Source organism: Methylomonas rapida (genome assembly GCF_024360925.2).
Classification (GTDB): domain Bacteria; phylum Pseudomonadota; class Gammaproteobacteria; order Methylococcales; family Methylomonadaceae; genus Methylomonas; species Methylomonas rapida.
Window position 1 is genome coordinate 1,504,049 of record NZ_CP113517.1, and the last position, 16,912, is coordinate 1,520,960.

Annotated in this window: 11 protein-coding genes; all 11 read left to right on the forward strand. The window is 54.7% G+C overall.

The genetic code is table 11. The annotated features are described in order from the left end of the window. The first annotated feature begins 35 nt into the window (after positions 1 to 35). From mads1 to NM686_RS07185, 11 genes are read left to right on the forward strand one after another with little or no spacing between them, the layout of a single operon-like run. The gene (mads1, locus tag NM686_RS07135; RefSeq protein ID WP_255188580.1) at positions 36 to 230 is read left to right on the forward strand and encodes a methylation-associated defense system helix-turn-helix domain-containing protein MAD1; all 195 of its coding nucleotides are present in this window, start codon (positions 36 to 38) and stop codon (positions 228 to 230) included. A 60-nt stretch (positions 231 to 290) separates the two neighbouring features. After that, entirely contained in the window at positions 291 to 3,095 is a 2,805-nt protein-coding gene (locus tag NM686_RS07140) for a DUF499 domain-containing protein (RefSeq protein ID WP_255187190.1), read from the forward strand. Further along, positions 3,095 to 4,117, forward strand: a complete 1,023-nt coding sequence (locus NM686_RS07145; RefSeq protein ID WP_255187191.1) for a hypothetical protein — start codon at positions 3,095 to 3,097, stop codon at positions 4,115 to 4,117. Before NM686_RS07140 ends, NM686_RS07145 begins: the two co-directional genes overlap by 1 nt. A gap of 2 nt (positions 4,118 to 4,119) precedes the next feature. After that, positions 4,120 to 5,079: a hypothetical protein gene (locus NM686_RS07150; RefSeq protein WP_255187192.1), complete on the forward strand. Its 960-nt coding sequence runs from the start codon at positions 4,120 to 4,122 to the stop codon at positions 5,077 to 5,079. After that, on the forward strand, positions 5,079 to 8,288 hold the full coding sequence (locus NM686_RS07155) for a DUF1156 domain-containing protein (RefSeq protein WP_255187193.1): 3,210 nt from the start codon (positions 5,079 to 5,081) through the stop codon (positions 8,286 to 8,288). The genes NM686_RS07150 and NM686_RS07155 overlap by 1 nt, the downstream gene beginning before the upstream one ends. Next, on the forward strand, positions 8,288 to 8,800 hold the full coding sequence (locus tag NM686_RS07160) for a hypothetical protein (RefSeq protein ID WP_255187194.1): 513 nt from the start codon (positions 8,288 to 8,290) through the stop codon (positions 8,798 to 8,800). Before NM686_RS07155 ends, NM686_RS07160 begins: the two co-directional genes overlap by 1 nt. 9 nt (positions 8,801 to 8,809) lie before the next feature. Continuing rightward, positions 8,810 to 9,880 (forward strand): AAA family ATPase, encoded by a 1,071-nt coding sequence (locus NM686_RS07165; RefSeq protein WP_255187195.1) that lies wholly within the window; start codon positions 8,810 to 8,812, stop codon positions 9,878 to 9,880. Then, positions 9,877 to 10,548, forward strand: coding sequence for a DUF4276 family protein (locus tag NM686_RS07170; RefSeq protein WP_255187196.1), 672 nt, complete (start codon positions 9,877 to 9,879; stop codon positions 10,546 to 10,548). Before NM686_RS07165 ends, NM686_RS07170 begins: the two co-directional genes overlap by 4 nt. After that, the gene (locus NM686_RS07175; RefSeq protein WP_255187197.1) at positions 10,548 to 13,331 is read left to right on the forward strand and encodes a DEAD/DEAH box helicase; all 2,784 of its coding nucleotides are present in this window, start codon (positions 10,548 to 10,550) and stop codon (positions 13,329 to 13,331) included. The genes NM686_RS07170 and NM686_RS07175 overlap by 1 nt, the downstream gene beginning before the upstream one ends. Next, positions 13,331 to 14,632 carry a hypothetical protein gene (locus tag NM686_RS07180; protein ID WP_255187198.1) on the forward strand — a complete coding sequence of 434 codons (1,302 nt, stop codon included), beginning with the start codon at positions 13,331 to 13,333 and terminating at the stop codon, positions 14,630 to 14,632. The genes NM686_RS07175 and NM686_RS07180 overlap by 1 nt, the downstream gene beginning before the upstream one ends. Before the next feature lie 41 nt (positions 14,633 to 14,673). Then, entirely contained in the window at positions 14,674 to 16,509 is a 1,836-nt protein-coding gene (locus NM686_RS07185; protein WP_255187199.1) for a DUF262 domain-containing protein, read from the forward strand. Positions 16,510 to 16,912: the final 403 nt, after the last annotated feature.

Below are 16,912 nucleotides of genomic sequence, written 5' to 3' on the forward strand. Positions count from 1 at the left end.
ATCCTGTCAAAGTTTGTCCTAAATTGGCCATCAATATGTCATCAAGTACCAGCGAGGGCGAAATCCTCACTATCAAGCAGGTCGCCGACTACCTGAAGGTCACGGAGCGAACGATCTACAGACTGGCGGCTGCTAAGCAAATCCCCGCTTTCAAAGTTGGTGGGAGCTGGCGGTTCTCGCGAGCCGAAATCGATAGCTGGATCAAGCAGCAGTCGATGGATAGACTTTAAACAAGCCGTGAACATGATAGTGATACCTAGGGCCAACAGAACAATGGAGATCGAAAGTTAATGCTTGGACTGACTCTACGAGAAGAATTTCGAGGCAAACGCCTCAAAGGGACCGCTATTGAGCTCTCCAACGATTCCAACACCGGTGCGACACAGATTGCCGCGCAGCAGTTCTTGGAGATCACGTATCCGACCCATGACCTTTTGAAGGGCATTGAGGCCGTCGGCCCCAATCAGGGGCGTCCGGTGGTTGTGATCGGTGAGCGTGGCCTGGGTAAGTCGCACTTGATGGCTGCTCTGTATCACGCCGTCAGCGATGCCAAATCGACTGGCGCATGGCTGAGTTCTTGGGCTACCACGTTGGGTGACGCTAATATCGGCAAGATTGCCTTGCGCAATGAAATGCTGGTCATTGGTGAGAGCCTGCACCGCCAGCGCTACAAATTCCTATGGGACTTGCTTTTTGAACGTCATCCTCGCGGTGAATTCATCAAGGGTAAGTGGGAAGGTATGGGAGCAGCCAAGACTGACATCCCCTCCGACAAGCTCATCGTCGAGCTCCTTGAGCACACACCAACGATGCTGCTGCTAGATGAATTCCAGACCTGGTTCGACGGTTTAACCAACACCAAGCAGTACCCCTGGAAGAATTGGGCATTTAATTTTATCCAGATCCTTTCGGAGATTGCCAAAGAGCGGCCTGATCTATTGGTTCTGGTTATCTCCGTTCGCAATGGCGGCAGCGACGCCTATCAGCAGGTGCACCGCGTCAATCCCGTGGCGATTGATTTCAAAGCGGGTGGCAATGCCGAGCGTATCCAGCAGGATCGGAGGCGAATGCTGTTGCACCGTCTGTTCGACAACCGTCTACATATTGCAGACAGCACCATTGAATCACTGGTCGCCCAGCACGTCTCAGAGTACTTCCGCCTGCTTGATGTGCCGCCAGCAGAGCAAGATCGCAAGCGCCGCGAGTTCACCGAATCCTGGCCTTACGCACCACACCTGCTGCGTCTGCTTGAGGAACAGGTGCTGATCGCTACAGACGCTCAGGAAACGCGGGACATGATTCGCATCTTGGCCAATCTTTACAAGAGTCAAGGCGAAGCTGTGCCCGTACTTACCGCAGCCGATTTCCGGCTGGATGACGATACCTCGGGCATTGGCGCGCTACTGGATTCGGTATCCAACGAGCATCATCGCACCCTGCGTGAAAAGGCACAGCACAACATTATTTCGGTGACCGAAGCGGTATACGACCATGCCAACCTTGCGCCACACTTGCAAGAGATCGTTGGCGCACTGTGGCTGCGGTCGATTGCCGTCGGCAACCTCGCAGGGGCCGATCCCGCTACTTTGCAGGTGGACATCACCCGCAACAAACCAGTGGACAGCAACGCCTTTCAGGTCGAGCTGGCAACTATTGTTGAGAACAGCTTCAACATCCATCAAGAGGGCCTCCGCCTAGTCTTCCGAGAGGAAGAAAACCCACGTGCCAAATTGATGGCATGTGCCCGCAATGACAAGCTGTTCACCGACGGGTCTGATCAGGCCCAGCTTGCCAAGCAGGTTCGCTACATCATTGGCGGCAGCGAAGATGCCGCTGGTAAATTCCGCGTCATTCCATTGCCTAAAACGTGGCAAACAGATCCATGGAAATCGCTCGACGAAACAGAGCAGCCAGAGCGCTGGGATGAGCGTTTGCCGGTACTGGTACTGCCGGAGGAGCCAGAAAAAATCGACCAGACGTTGGGTCGTTGGCTCAAAGATCACCTGCAAAAGCGCCGTAATACCATTCGCTTCTTACTGCCTCGATCTGGTTCCACCAATGCATTCCTGGATCGCGACCTGCTCATCCTCGCCCGCGCTGAAATGAAGGCGCATGAATGGAGTGGCCAGAACCCGGAATACAAAAAGCTGCACAAAGAATTCGAAGGCACCCTGCGTGATAACCTGAAGAAACGATTTGACCGGTTCGCCGTCCTGCACCGTTACGACCACCAGAATCCACAGCAGTCCCTTTTCAGTGTTGAACACATCAAAAAGCAAGGGGCTCAAATCCCTGAAGGCATTGAGGAAACCCTGACCAACGATCTCTTCGTTCCCGAAGACTTCGAAGACCTCGTGCTTGAAGCTGCTTCGGAGAACGCACCCCTCGGCAAGTTGTTGCGCGAACTGCAGGAGCCACGCCCGGCAGGTCAGGATTGTATCCCCTGGCTAGGTGAAACCGCGATGAAAGAACGTATCTTGCGTTTGTGCGCACGCGGCAAGATTGCCATCAACCTGCGAAATCTGGAACACCTGCAAACCCACGCAGGCGAAGACGAAGAATCCGCGTGGCGACGCTTGCGACCCAAACTCTCCTACACTGGGCGTCAGCTTGATGAAGTGTTTCTGATGGAACCATCGGCGGTGCCTGCAACCGGTGGCACCACCCCAGCTACGCCACAGCCGCCAGTGAGTGGAAACGGCGGAGTCATAATTGGCGGTGGTACAGTTCCTATCCCCGGCGTAAACGAGCCAGAGCCTGGCACTACGCCCTCGCCGGGCGGTATTTTCGGGGGTGCAAGCGCTACCACAAAACCACGCATCCCATTTTCTAACCCGCCAACTTCACCGCTCAACCTGATCGGTAAGCTTGAAGGCTGGGGTATAGGCCCTGCTTCCCCTGTACACGAGATTCGACTCGCCTCCATTGGGAGTACGAATAGTCGCCTGGTGGACGCCTTGAAATTCGTTGGCGAAGCCAACAGTGAGATCACGATCAAGGTGTCTGCTGCTACCGGCGCGCAGCTAAAGGAACTGCTCAAGAAACTGCCCGACGGTATGACTTTCGAGCTGAGCCTTGAGAAGGAAGAAAACTGATGGCACTCGATGCAGGAATATTACAGCACCTGACTCAGTGCTCCACTGTAGATGCGTGGCGTTTCATCATCGAACGCACATTCGAAATTGCAGCAAGACCATTAGCGGAGGGCAATGCCCCTGGAGAGGTAGTCAAGCGCGAGCGCGAAATCGGCGAACTCGATCTGTTTCTTGCCTCGAGCGGCTGGGATTTGTGGCAAAGCTTCGGCCAGCCAGACATCAGCGGTGTGGAACGTACCTCCGACCGTCTTGCGCGCTGGTGGAACGAACCAAGTTATGGCAATAGCGCTGCTCGCGCCGTGCTGATTCTAGATGCATTGAGCCTACGCGAATTGCCCTGGATATTGCAGGGAGCCAAGCAACGTGGCTTTACCTTGAACAGCGTCACTGCCACAGCCTCCGAATTGCCCGGTGAAACCAACGAATTCGCCCGAGCACTGGGCTGGGCCAGCCGTAGCCAGTTGCAGGCCAACAGCGGCGGTTTGGTTCACAAACTGCAACCAGCGCAGACCGAAACCATCGATCTGCCGTTGAAGGATTGTGAAAGCCTGGTGGGCAGTGCCTCGGGAGCGAAGAACTGGGTATTTTGGCACCACTGGCCGGACGCTAAGCTTCATGACTACAGTGCAGGCCAGGGTTTGGAGCTGCTGACCAAAGATGCTGCGCAGAATCTTTCCAGTGACGATTTCTGGGCTTTTATTGAGCGTCTCGCCACCGGGCGACGCCTAGTTATCACCTCGGATCACGGTTACGCTGCCACAGGGTACTTTCCCGATGCCGATGGTGAGGTTGCCACTCACCTCAAGCAGACTTTTTCCAGCGGGCGCAGCAAGGCAGGCAATGGTGATGCAGGCCCCTTCGCTCCACCGGTCGCATTGCAAATCGACAGCCCGCATGGGCCACACCTGTTGGCTCTGGGTCGAAGAAAGTGGCGAAGCCAGGGCGGGTACCCGACGCTGACACACGGTGGTCTCTCGTTGCTGGAGGTGCTGTCGCCGTTTGTTGAAGTCTCAAGGGGGTGAACATGGCGACTAGTTACCAGATTGCGTCGGATCTTACCGAGAAACAGATTGAAGCTGATGTATCAGCTTATTTTGGTAGGCTCAGTCCATTTTTTGGCCAGAGCCTCCGGCTATTGGATATTAACGAGCAGCTTACTGGGGCCGACAAACTGCACAAAACAAAGGGCATCGCCTTCTACTTTCAATTCAAAGCACCGATTGGATTGAAGTCTGTTGCAGCTCAAAAACTACCAGTAGCACCGAGAAAGAATGAATCAAAGCTAATGGGCATTCGCCGCTTCAGGCATACGCAAGGACTATTGGATTCGCCCTACAGCATTTGCTTTAACCTTCATGACAACAAGCCGTCAGCTCTAAATCAACTACAGCATAATGTCCTTTTTGCGCATGAACGCCCGCCATTTAGTCGCGCTATGTACATTTGCCCAACCGTATTACATGACGAGGAGTACGTTCGGCAAATGCAACTGCCGTGGTGGCGCAGGCCGTTCGCTCGCCCGTTCTATCGCCATGAAGCAAGGCAATTAGCCGTTGGCATGTTGTGTCATGAACTCAGCAGTGCTCCGTTTCTAAGAGCCCACGCCACAATTGTTCCCCATGCATTGGTGGCATCTGCCGATCACTACTACTCCTTTTCAAAACACGCCACGGACTACGCATTCCATTCGCCTATTGTCGTCGATGATGGTGACCCTCTTCGTTTGTCAGACTTCTTGTCAAAGCAAGTAGATCGTATCTACTCCAATATAGATTCCGTACCTCAGCTGGCGGAGTTGGTTAAGATAATTTCCGCAGCTACGCGAGAAAATTTACCAGACACTCAACTCGGCGAACCTGAGCCAGGTAATGAGGTAGCTTGGCTGCAAGCCTACGGCCAACAGATTAAGAAGGTTTATGGAATAAGGCAGGTTATTGCTTTGGTAGATGATCGTTTAGATACAGAATATTGGAGAGGATTTTAATGGCCACCAAAAAGCAAATACTCGCTCAGGAAGTTGCCAAGGCCGTCGGCGCTGGCAAGACAGTTGCGCTTGAAACCGTTGACTTCAACGACCCAGATCGCCCCAAGACTTGCCTGGAGGTGGATTTCCCGATCCTGCCGGTCAATCAGGTGGCGATTATCGAAGGCAATGCGGGCAAGCCGATTTATCAGATGTCGAAATGGTGGGCGCGCCGGCGCTCCAGCGTGTTCCGCTCGATGTTGATCGCGGCGGCCACCAAGGCTCCGGAGGACAAATCGCACGCGGCCAAGCTGGTGTGGGACAACTACTACGCCAACCACCAGAAGAAAGGCGCGTTCAAGCACCTGAAGGTGGCCGACATCTTCATGGGCGGCGGCACCACACTAGTCGAAGGCTCGCGCCTCGGCATGCAGATGGTCGGCAACGACCTCAACCCGGTCGCGTGGTTTGTTGTAAAACAGGAATTGGCCAACGTTGATCTTGAGGAAGTGAAGAGTCTGCTCGCTGACATTGAGGCGGAAGTCAAGCCGCAGATCATGCCGTACTACTACTGCGACGGCCCGGATGGTGAAAAAGGCACGTGGACGCACCTGCCAACCAAGAAGGTGATGCCCGCCGATTTTGATCCGCTGACCATCCCGCGCGACGAGCGCAAGGACTACCGTTACGAAGGTCCGGAGATCATTTACACCTTCTGGGCCAAACACGGCCCTTGTCAGGTTACAGGTTGCGGCCATCGCACACCAATCATGACCAGTCCGGTGATGGCAGTGAAGACAATCAGCGTCAAGCACTGGGAACACACCTGCGGCAAATGCGGCGGCGAATTCCATGTTGAGGAGAACGCCGCCCGAATGGCCCCGGATGCGCCGTTGTATGTAGGACCTTCCGAACTCCCATTCTCCGTGCTCGACCAAAGGAAGGGTGTTATTTGTCCGCATTGTGGTCATTCGGCGATGGTCAACCTCGGCAAGGGCAAGAACAAGAAGGTCGAATTGAGTCTGCTAGTGCATCCGCAATGGCTGGCGGGTTCGCCCAAGCAGGATGCGGAAGGCCAGCCCTACGGCGGCTCCGCGCAGGACAATGTGGCCGCGACCACGCGTTGGGACAGTGAGCGCGCATCCAAGATTCGGCTGCTGGAGGTGCGTGGAGCACTGCCGGAAGAGGTGACGTGCCCAGAAACGAAAATCACCTTCGCACCGGAAAACGGAACGGTGCCGAAAAAATCGCACTACGCCTGCGCAGCCTGCGGCACGGTGCAGGATGTGTTGACCACTATCAAGGCCACCGGCAAAACCGGGCCGATGGCTGCCTACGCGGTGCAAGGCTACGCGCCCAAGCGCGATGCGGCGGGCAAACCGTACAGCGGTCGCTTCTTCGCGGCCTATGGCACAGCGCACACGCGGCAGTACGACACCGCGTTCGCCGAATGGGAAGCGCGCAAGGATGACGACCTCAAGGACTACTGGCCGCGTTCTGAACTTCCCTACGGCTTCATGACCCACCACCTGCAAGGTGGCGTCCCGAACCACGGCTTCACGCATTGGTGGACGATGTTCAATCCACGCCAGTTGCTGGTGCACGCGCAACTGCTCAAGGCTATAGTCGAAGTCGGGAACTACGACTGGAAAGTGCGTGAGTTTGTAGTCGGGGCCTTTCAGCAGTATTTGCGCAATCAAAACCTGTTCTGTTTCTGGGACAGTGGTTACGACAAGCTCGTGCCTCACATGAGCAACAACAACTATCACCCGAAGAACAATGTCGTTGAAAACTGCGTTTTTTCGGTGTTGGGACGTGGCAATTGGGCTTCTTGCACGGATGGGATCAATGAAGGCCGCGAATGGGCAGCTCAACCGTGGGATTCGGTCAGCATCGAAGCGTTGAAGCGTCGTGATCCCGCATTGGCCGACCAACTGAGTGGCAAGAGCGAAAAGGTTTTCCCTGGCGATCCTGTGCTGGATGTGGCCGTGCATCAGGGCTCATCCACTGATCTGGCACAGCTTGAAAGCAGCAGCCTCGATCTGGTGATCACCGATCCTCCGTTCGGCGGTTTGCTGCACTACTCGGAACTGTCTGACTTCTTCTATGTCTGGCTGCGTCTGGCGCTCAAGGGTCAGTACCCGCAGATTTTCGGGACGGAATACACGCCCAAATCACTGGAGGCAGTGGCCAACCGCGCTCGCGAGCCGGAAGATCCGGATGGTTTCTACCGGCGCCTACTCACCCAGTGCTGGCGCGAGGCGCATCGCCTCTTGAAGCCCAGCGGCATCCTGGCCTTCACCTTCCACCACAGCGAGGACGAGCCGTGGGTGGCCGTGCTGGAGTCATTGTTCGACGCTGGCTACTACCTCGAAGCGACGTATCCGATCCGCTCAGATGAAACCAAGGGCGAAGGCGAGTTCGGCTCCAAGACTATCGAATACGACATCATCCACGTCTGCCGTAAGCGCACGGAAGAGCCCAAACCAGTGAGCTGGGGAAGGATGCGCCGCGAGGTGATGGCCGACGTGCGCCAATTGCAGGGGATGCTGGAGAACCACGCCAAGGAAGGTCTGCCAGCGGCGGACATTCAGGTGATCCGGCGCGGCAAGGCGCTGGAATATTTCTCTCGCCATTACGGCAAGGTCTACGTCGACGAGGGACGAGCCATTTCGGTGAAGGATGCGCTGGTCGGCATCAACCAGCTCATCGACGAAGACGCCGACAAGGGCAAGGAGCCACCACCGGTGAATGCCGAGCCGATGACGCGCCAGTTTTTGCGCACCTTCGGTACGGCTACCGAAATGAAGCGCGATCAGTTGCAGAAGTTCCTGCGTGGCACCATCACCACGCCGGACGAATTCGTGCAGCGTGGCTGGTGCTCTGAGGTGAAGAAGGTGTTCACGCGCACCAATCCGCTCGACTTTGCCCGCGATTGGTCCGGCAAGCACAAACGCAAACTCACATCCGATCTCGATCAGGCACTGGTGCTAATTGGTGCATGCGTCGATGGCAGTGGTATCAATGCCTTGGATACATTGAAGAACGAAAACTTTAAGCCGCACGTGGCGCTCAAGCCGCTGCTGGAGTGGTTACAGAAAAATGGGTCGGATCAAACTACTCGCAACGCAGCATCGCGTGCAGTGTCGATCTTCAACTCATGGAAAGCTAGCCAGGGACCCCAGCCTTTGCAGGCTTCGCTGTTCGATGACGATGGAGAGTATGCGTAATGAGGCAACTGCTTGATACGGTGTGGCAAAGGCACGGAACCAGTTGGCTGTGGGATGAGGAAGCACGTAATACGGTGTGTGAGGCTAGCGAGGTGTGGAGTCTGCGGCAGTTCTTACTGGCCGCCGCGCCAAATGGAAATGGGTGGCCAGAAGACCTACCCAGTAACGACAACCAGACGCTGGTGGTGGCCGGCCTGGAAGGCAGCTTAGATCTTCTTTCTCCCGATCAGGGCGAAATCTGGTTGGGAGACACGATCAAACGCGCCATCCTCTCGTTTCAGGATGCCTATGCTGGCGAGGCTGCGCTGATCTTCTGGTTGCCACAGGGAGATAGTCGTCTCAAGGTGCAGACCTCGACTGATGCGGTGTCGTGGTTGTGCGAAGCTCCGCATCGTGGCAGCCTGCTCGACTTTGGTCGCCTGTTATGGGGCGAGGCCAACGAATACCCGCAGGAGATTATGCTGCGCAATAGCGCAAAAGCGGTGGGCCTCTTCCATTTGCGGATTACCTAGGATGCTGCGATGAAAACCTTACGCAAGGTCAAAATCGAGGGCTTCAAATCCATCGCCAGCGCGGAGCTGAAGTTGGGTGATCTCAATGTGGTCATCGGTGCGAATGGCTCAGGGAAATCGAATCTGATCGGCGTGTTCCGCCTCCTTGAGCGCGTGCTGTCGCACAACCTGCAAGTGTATGTGGCGAGCGAGCCGGATCGGTTTTTACACCACGGGCGCAAAATCACGCCCGCGCTGGCACTCGATTTTGCCCTTGACCAGAACTCCTATGGCTTCAGGCTCAAGGCCGCACAGGACTCGCTAATCTTTGAGTCCGAGCGCGTGGAATACAGCGGTTTTTGGAACTATGGCGAGCCAATTGCTAGAGGGCACAAGGAAAGCAAACTCGAGGAAGCGGCAAAGACGTACCACAACAAGATTCCCCAATATGTATTCCCCAAGGTGCGCAATCTGGTCGTGTATCACTTCCATGACACGTCGGACACCTCTCCGGCCAAACAAACCTGTGACGTGTCGGACAATCGTGCGTTCCGCCCTGATGCGGCGAATTTACCCGCCTACCTGTACTGGTTGCAGGAGAAACACCCAGTGCAGTTCCGCCACATCGAAGAGCATATTCGGTTAGTGGCCCCGTTCTTTGATCGTTTCGAGCTAGCGCCTTCGCGCCTGAACGAACAGAAAATCAAGCTTGAATGGCGACAAAAAGGCTCGGATGCCTATTTCGACGCCTATTCGCTGTCGGACGGGACCATCCGCTTTATTTGTCTGGCAACCTTGTTGTTACAACCCAGCCCGCCTGCACTGATTTTGATGGATGAGCCCGAGCTTGGTCTGCATCCGTTTGCCATTCGCATCCTGGCCGAAATGATCGAGGCCGCGTCAAAGCGCGTACAGGTAATTCTGGCAACGCAATCAGTCACGTTGCTGAACAACTTCGAGCCCAAAAGCGTGATTGTGGCCGAAAACGATGGCCTCAAGACCACGTTTAATCGGCTGGACGAGGAGAAGCTCAAGCACTGGCTGGATGAATTCAGCATCGGCGAACTGTGGGAGAAGAATGTGTTGGGAGGCCGCCCATGACTCGGCTTCTGATGCTGGTAGAAGGCCAGTCGGAGGAGATTTTTGTTAATCGAACCTTGAAGCCTTACCTTGCGGAGCGGGGTGTCTTTATCGAAGGGCCGATTGTGTTGTGGACTAAGCGTCTGCCGAGTGGCGGCGGTTATCGCGGCGGCGTAACTAGCTGGAAAAAGATTCAAGACAGTCTGCTACCACTGACCCGGGATGGCAACGCTTGGGTTACAACGCTGCTCGATTTCTACGGTTTGCCGGAGGATGTACCCGGCTATCAGGAAGCGCGCGGCTCGGGGAATCCTCGCGACAATGTAGTTGCAGTTCAAGAACGGTTGAGCGCTGAGATCAACCACCCAAGGTTTATTCCCTTTCTGGCCCTGCATGAATTTGAAGCATGGATTTTTTGTGCCCCAGACGTCGTAGCCACGCATTTTAACCGGGCAATCCTGGCGCAAAAAGTACAGCAGGCAATAGCCCAAGCCGGCGAACCAGAACTTATAAATCACGGGGAAACCACTCATCCCAAAGCGCGTTTGAATTCGATGGTGGGAGGTTACAAGGAAACCTCAGACGGCCCCACTTTGATGGACAAAATCGGTATCCCTGCCATTCGTGCAGCCTGTCCACATTTTGCTGGTTGGCTAGATCTGCTCGAAGCACTAGCTCAGGAGATTTGATGCTGGCAGATATCGGCATCGGCTTCGCTCCAGGCGACCGAATCACCCACTACGAATTCGGCCAAGGCGTCGTTCTTGACCCGGCGCGAGATGGCTACTTGCGCGCCTTCTTCGGCGTGGGTGAGCGCCGTGTGCCAGTTGGCGCGGTACGTCGCCAGCTATCGCGCACCGAGAGCATTCTGCGAGCAGTGGATGGAGGAATTGAACGAGCACGCAAGGCATGGCTATCTTACGAGGCTCATGCGCTGCCTGTGATGGAAAGCGCATCGTCGCTGACCTCCGCCAAAATCGACTTGCTGCCGCATCAGGTGGTGCTAACCCATCGCATTGCCACCGCATCTCCTCGGCGCTATCTGATTGCCGACGAGGTGGGTTTGGGCAAGACCATCGAAACTGCGCTGATCTTGCGCGAGCTGGCTAGCCGTGGCGAGTTGAACCGCGCACTGATGGTGGTGCCTGCCGGTCTGGTGAATAACTGGCACCGCGAACTGAACGAAGTGTTTAACCTCGATTTCGAGGTGTTCGGCTCTGAGGGCGACATCACCGACCGCAAGACCAATGCTTTTGCTAAGCACGACCGGCTGATCGCAAGCATCGACACGCTTAAAAGACCAGCGCGGATTAAGCGTATGCTGGATGCACCACGCTGGGATTTGGTGGTCTTCGACGAGGCACACCACCTGACCGCCCATCGAACTGGTGGCAAGGTCAGGAAGACAGAGAACTATAAGCTAGCTGAAGCTCTAAAGGATCATTCGCGTGACCTGCTGCTACTGTCTGCCACTCCTCACCAAGGCAATCATTTCCAGTTTTGGATGCTGGCTCAATTGCTGAACTCCACATTGTTTGATAGTCCCGAAGAAATGCTGGACAACCGTCATCGCCTGAACACGGTGATGTTTCGGCGCACTAAAGCCGACGCTTGTCAGCCTGATGGTTCACCGCTATTTGCACGTCGCTGGGTACATACAGAGTCCTTTCTGATGAATCCAGAAGAGAGACTGTTTTATGAAAAGCTGCGCGAATATTTAGAAGACGGCTTCGATCTCGCTCGCCGACAAGGTAATAAAGGGCGTGCACTTGGTTTCCTTATGGCGATTTTTCAGAAGATCGCTGCATCAAGCTTTGCTGCTGTTCGGCGGACATTGAAGCGCCGTTTGTTGATGCTAACACTGCATGAGGCCTTTCTGCGTGATAAGGAACTTGATATCGAAGGCAGGGAGCGCCTAACTGAGGAAGCTCGAGAGCTAATCCATGAACAATACAGATTAACTTATGACAGTATTGGACGTAGCGAAGTTGATCGTGTGCTCGCAGACCTTAAGTACCGTTTGGTCAAACGATTAGACGAGGAAGCATTGGAATTGGCATCAGATCCATATGGCAGCGAATATTCTGCAAGCCATGCAGAAGAGGCTGCTTCTGCAGTCGTGGAAATCCATTTGCCAGAAGAGCGCTTACGGATTGGTGACCTATTAAAGGTATTTCCACAGCAACGGGAAACCAAGGCGCAGAAGTTGCTAGATGGCTTGGGTTATCTGTGGCGACAAAATTCAAGCGAGAAGATCGTCATCTTCGCCACCTACCTCGGCACGGTCGACCTTATTGCTGGAGAGATTGAGCGGGCATATCCCGGCCAGGGTGTAGTGGTTCTGCGTGGCGGTGATCACGGTGCCAAGCTGGCGGCTGAACGCAAATTCCGCCTAAAAGACGGGCCTCGTGTTCTGGTGTGTACAGCAGCTGGCCGCGAAGGCTTAAACCTGCAATTTGCACGAATCCTGTTCAATTTCGATTTACCGTGGAATCCGATGGATGTGGAACAACGCATCGGGCGTATCCACCGCTATGGACAGAATCACACTGCCCAGGTGTACAACCTCGTATTGTCTGACACCATCGAAGGGCGAATTTTCCTGATGCTGGATGAGAAGCTGACGGAAATTGCCAAGACGGTCGGCAAGGTCGATGACCAAGGCAACGTCGCTGAAGACCTGCGTGCACAGATTCTTGGTCAGCTATCTGAGCGGCTCAATTATGATCGCTTGTACCAGGAGGCGTTGTCCGACCCTGAATTGAAACGCACACAGGTGGAGTTGGAAGCGGCGCTCTCGAATTCACGCGAAGCGCGGCAGGTGGTGTTCGATCTGTTCCAAGACCTCGAAGGCTTCAGTCTCGATGACTATAAGCCTTTTTCCGACGTGTCATCCAGTTTGGATCGGCTAGTACGTTTCCTGTCGGCAGCGGTAGTGGATCGTCAGCAGCGCTTGGTCAAGATCGACAACGAAACCTACGACCTCGTGACTGTTGATGGCGCACGTCGGGCACGATTTACCTTGAGCCGCAATACGGCTACAAGCAGTGATAACGTGGAACTGATGGGCCTGGATCATCCACTGATACAGGAAGAGCTAGGACGCTGGCGCAGCGTTCCGCCTGAGGATATTGGAATTGCGGTTTCAGGGGACGTAGACGCGCCAGTTCTGCTTTCTCTCTGGATTGTTGAGGCGTCCGCAGGCAACGGCGAACGCCGTGTCGTCGTTCAACCCATTGCCGTCAAGCAGGATGGTACACGGGTTCCGGTAGTCGAGCGTCAGGCTGAGCAATACCTACAGGCACCAGCAACGTCTCCGAGGTTTGCGCCAGAACAACGGCAGGAACTGTTCTCGCATGTGGTTGAGCCGACACTGCAGCGGGAACTGAAGCACAAGGGCGCAGCGAATGGGGATGGCAGCTATTCGGCGGAGCTGATCGGCTATGTAGAGATTATTAATCAGGTGGATTGATGCTGGACGAGTACTCAATTGAGCAGCGCGCAACGCAAATTTTCGATGCACGAACCAAAGAATATTTTTCCGAGGTGTTGAGCTGCTATTCGGCAGGCAACCATCGGTCAGCGGTCGTGATGCTCTGGTCCGTCGTGGTTTGCGATCTGCTGTTTAAGCTCCAGCACTTGGTTGATCTCTACGGGGATGACAAGGCCAAAGGTATTCTGGCCGAGATTGGGCAGATGCAGCAAGATAACGAACGGTCGCCGGTGTGGGAAACGAAACTGGTGGAATCGGTAGCTGAGCAGACTCAGTTACTGGATATTGCCGAACGTGAGAATCTGCTCCACCTGCAACGGCAGCGTCATCTTGCAGCACACCCGGTAGTCAACGCGAACTTTCAGTTGCATCGCCCGAATCGTGACACTGCCCGTGCCCTGATCCGCAACGCACTTGACGGTCTCCTCACGAAGGCCCCGATCCTGTCGAAGCAGATTGTGGGTGATCTGGTCGAAGACCTTGAACTGGTATCCGGCATTCTGATCGATGATAAGAAGCTGAAGGCCTACTTGCAGAGCAAGTATTTCTCGCGCTTCAATCCGGAGGTTGAAAAAGCCGTATTCAGAGCCCTCTGGAAATTCGTGTTCCGGCTGACGGACGAAAAATGCGAGAAGAATCGTCCCATCAACTACAGTGCGCTGACCCTACTCCATAGCCGCAACCCCGGCCAATTTCGGGCGCAGATCGAAGCCGACAAGGATTACTTCAGCACAATAGCGACTGGCGGCACAGCGCTGGTCTGCCTGATCCACTTTCTATCGCGGTCAGGCGCGATCTACGAGTTGTTGGCTGATCACGCCAAAACCGCGATTCAGCACGTCGTCGATAACGACGTGTCGTCCCGATGCTTGGCTTGGTTTACGGCAGCGTCCTTACCGGAGCATGCCCAGCAGCTACAAGCTTGGATTGTTGGCGATACATATCCGGAGGTCGGTCGCGAAACCTGGGATGCTTTGCTGGAAATATCGGACTCTCTGGAATGGGAGAAAACCGTAGTGCGACTTGCAAGCGCGTACTACACGGCAAGCGCCAGCTACAACACCGCGGACAGACGCTTCAATGAGGCAATCCGGCCTTTGCTTCCGGTATTTGATCTGGACGAATGCATCGAGCTGATTCGCTGCATCGAACAAAACGGTCAGACGTGGGAGCGACGCGGAGCCTATATAGACCACCGAGATCTTCGCGCCCGTGTGCTGGAGATAAACCCGGCAGCAGATTTAACCGAATACCAAGTATTCAATCGTAACCTCGGCTGAAGCCGTATCACGACAAAGAACGAGACAGGAACAAGACAAGCATGGCTCGCATCGAAAACCACAAATACAGCATTGAGGAAGCGTTCAGGGAATGCTTCTATATCGTTCCGGACTACCAGCGCGAGTACGTCTGGACAGACAAGGAAGTGCATCAGCTGCTGGAGGACATCGGTGAGCAGATCGATGCGGGCACGACACGAGAATATTTCATTGGCACTGTGCTGGTGTCACCAACCGACCAGAAGAATCATTACGATGTCATCGATGGTCAGCAGCGCCTTACCACATTCTTCTTGCTGCTTTGTGCATTGAAGCATCTGTTCCAGGGCGAGCCGCAACGGCAGATGATTTCTGGGTTGATCTCGACCAGCTATGTGGATAGCGACGGTGAGGTGCGCACCAACCTAAAGTTAGAGCCTCGCTACGAGAATGCGGGCGAAGTGATGGCCAAGTTGGTGGAATTGGATGCCGATCCTCAGACCGTGCGCACGGGCATCCAGTCAGCGGGCATCGCCAGCTTTGGCTCGCTCGAAAATCTGGTCAACGCCTACGGCACGCTGTATCGCTATCTGAAGGACAACTACGACGACATCGCTAAGCTCAAAAAGTATTGGGGCTACCTGGCCAACAACGTGGTGTTCATTCAGATCTCCACTGACGTTAGTAGCGCGCTGAAGATCTTTGAGACCATCAACGAGCGTGGTGTCGGTTTGAACCCGATGGACCTGCTCAAGAACCTGCTGTTCACGCAGGTCAAACAAGCCCAGTTCACTCAGCTCAAGGACGAGTGGAAGAAGATCACCAAGCCGCTGGAGAAGGAGAAGGAAAAGCCGCTGCGTTTCCTGCGCTACTTCCTGATGGCCAACTACGTCATCAAAAACGATCGCAGTGACTCGGTGGTGCGCGAGGACGAAATTTACGATTGGTTCGTGGCCAAAGACAACGCGGCTTTGTGCGATTATGCGAACAAGCCCTTCGAGTTCGTCCGCAAGGTGATCCGTAATGTTGAGCACTACCTTGCCTTTGCCAATGGGCTCGGTAATGACGGCAAGCCTAGCCTGGTAATGGACAGTCTCAAGCGGCTGGCCGGTGGCGCGTTCAGCTTGCATTACGTTCTACTGCTGGCGGCGGCCAATTTTCCCAAGCCGTTGTTCGACCATTTCGTAGCGCAGCTGGAGAGCTTCCTCTTCTACTACATCTTCACCAAGACCCCGACCAAGGATCTGGAGCGCAGCTTCTCGCAATGGGCCGACGAGCTACGCCCGATTGCGGAAACCACAGATCCGGTGAAGCAGAAGGTTCAGCTCAACGCATTCGTCGCTGACCGTTTCGAGAAAAACATGGCGGGCAAGGCACAAGAGCTGGCCGATGCCCTCAAACGCTTTACCTTGTATTCGATGCAGCAGTACCGGACACGTTACCTGCTGGCACGGCTGACGCAGCACGTCGAGATGGCCTTCAGCGGGCTTAAGGTGCCTGGTAGCCTGGAACCTTTCACCAATTTAGAAATCGAGCATATCCTGCCCAACAAGCCAGAGGACGATCTTCGTGCCAAGTGGGCCACCGAAAATCCGGGGATGGTTTACGACGATTTCAAGAACCGGCTGGGCAATCTGACCTTGCTGGAGAAGCCCATTAACATCGTCGCGAGTAATGATTTCTACACGGCCAAGCAGGTCGAGTACAGCAAGAGTGGAAACTACCTGACCCGCAGTTTGGTGGTGCTGACCGACGTTGGGCAAAACACGTCCATTTCTCGAATCAACTCAAAGCTTGAGGCTTTCCCTGCATGGAATGCGGCAGCGATTGAAAAGCGGCACGGCATGCTCATCGCTTTGGCTCAGGATGTTTGGAAAACGACTCCAATTGATGTCTGACAAAAAGAATCGATCAATATGGCAAGCACAGAGCCCCCTATCTCAATGTGTGCAGATTGCAAAATCTCTGGTTGGTGCTTCCCGACGCGCCTAACCGTATGCCAATCTAGAGTATAGGGATGGTCGGAAAGTCACTTCGATAATTGGGGTCCACTGATATTTCATCCAGATGAACGCTCATTGGTCACCAGCCTTATCCGAGTCGGTCTCATCAACCAATGATTCCTCATCCTCGGAAAGCTTCGCTGGCTCATTCAACAGTCCTGACTCCTGCCGGGCCAGTCGCACTTCCTCCCCATGCCCATGCTCATACGCTGCTTGATGCGCATGTCTGTTGACACCGGTATAAAATTGACCAACCGTACCGGTTGAAATTTGACCAGGGGGCGGAGCCGGTTTTTGA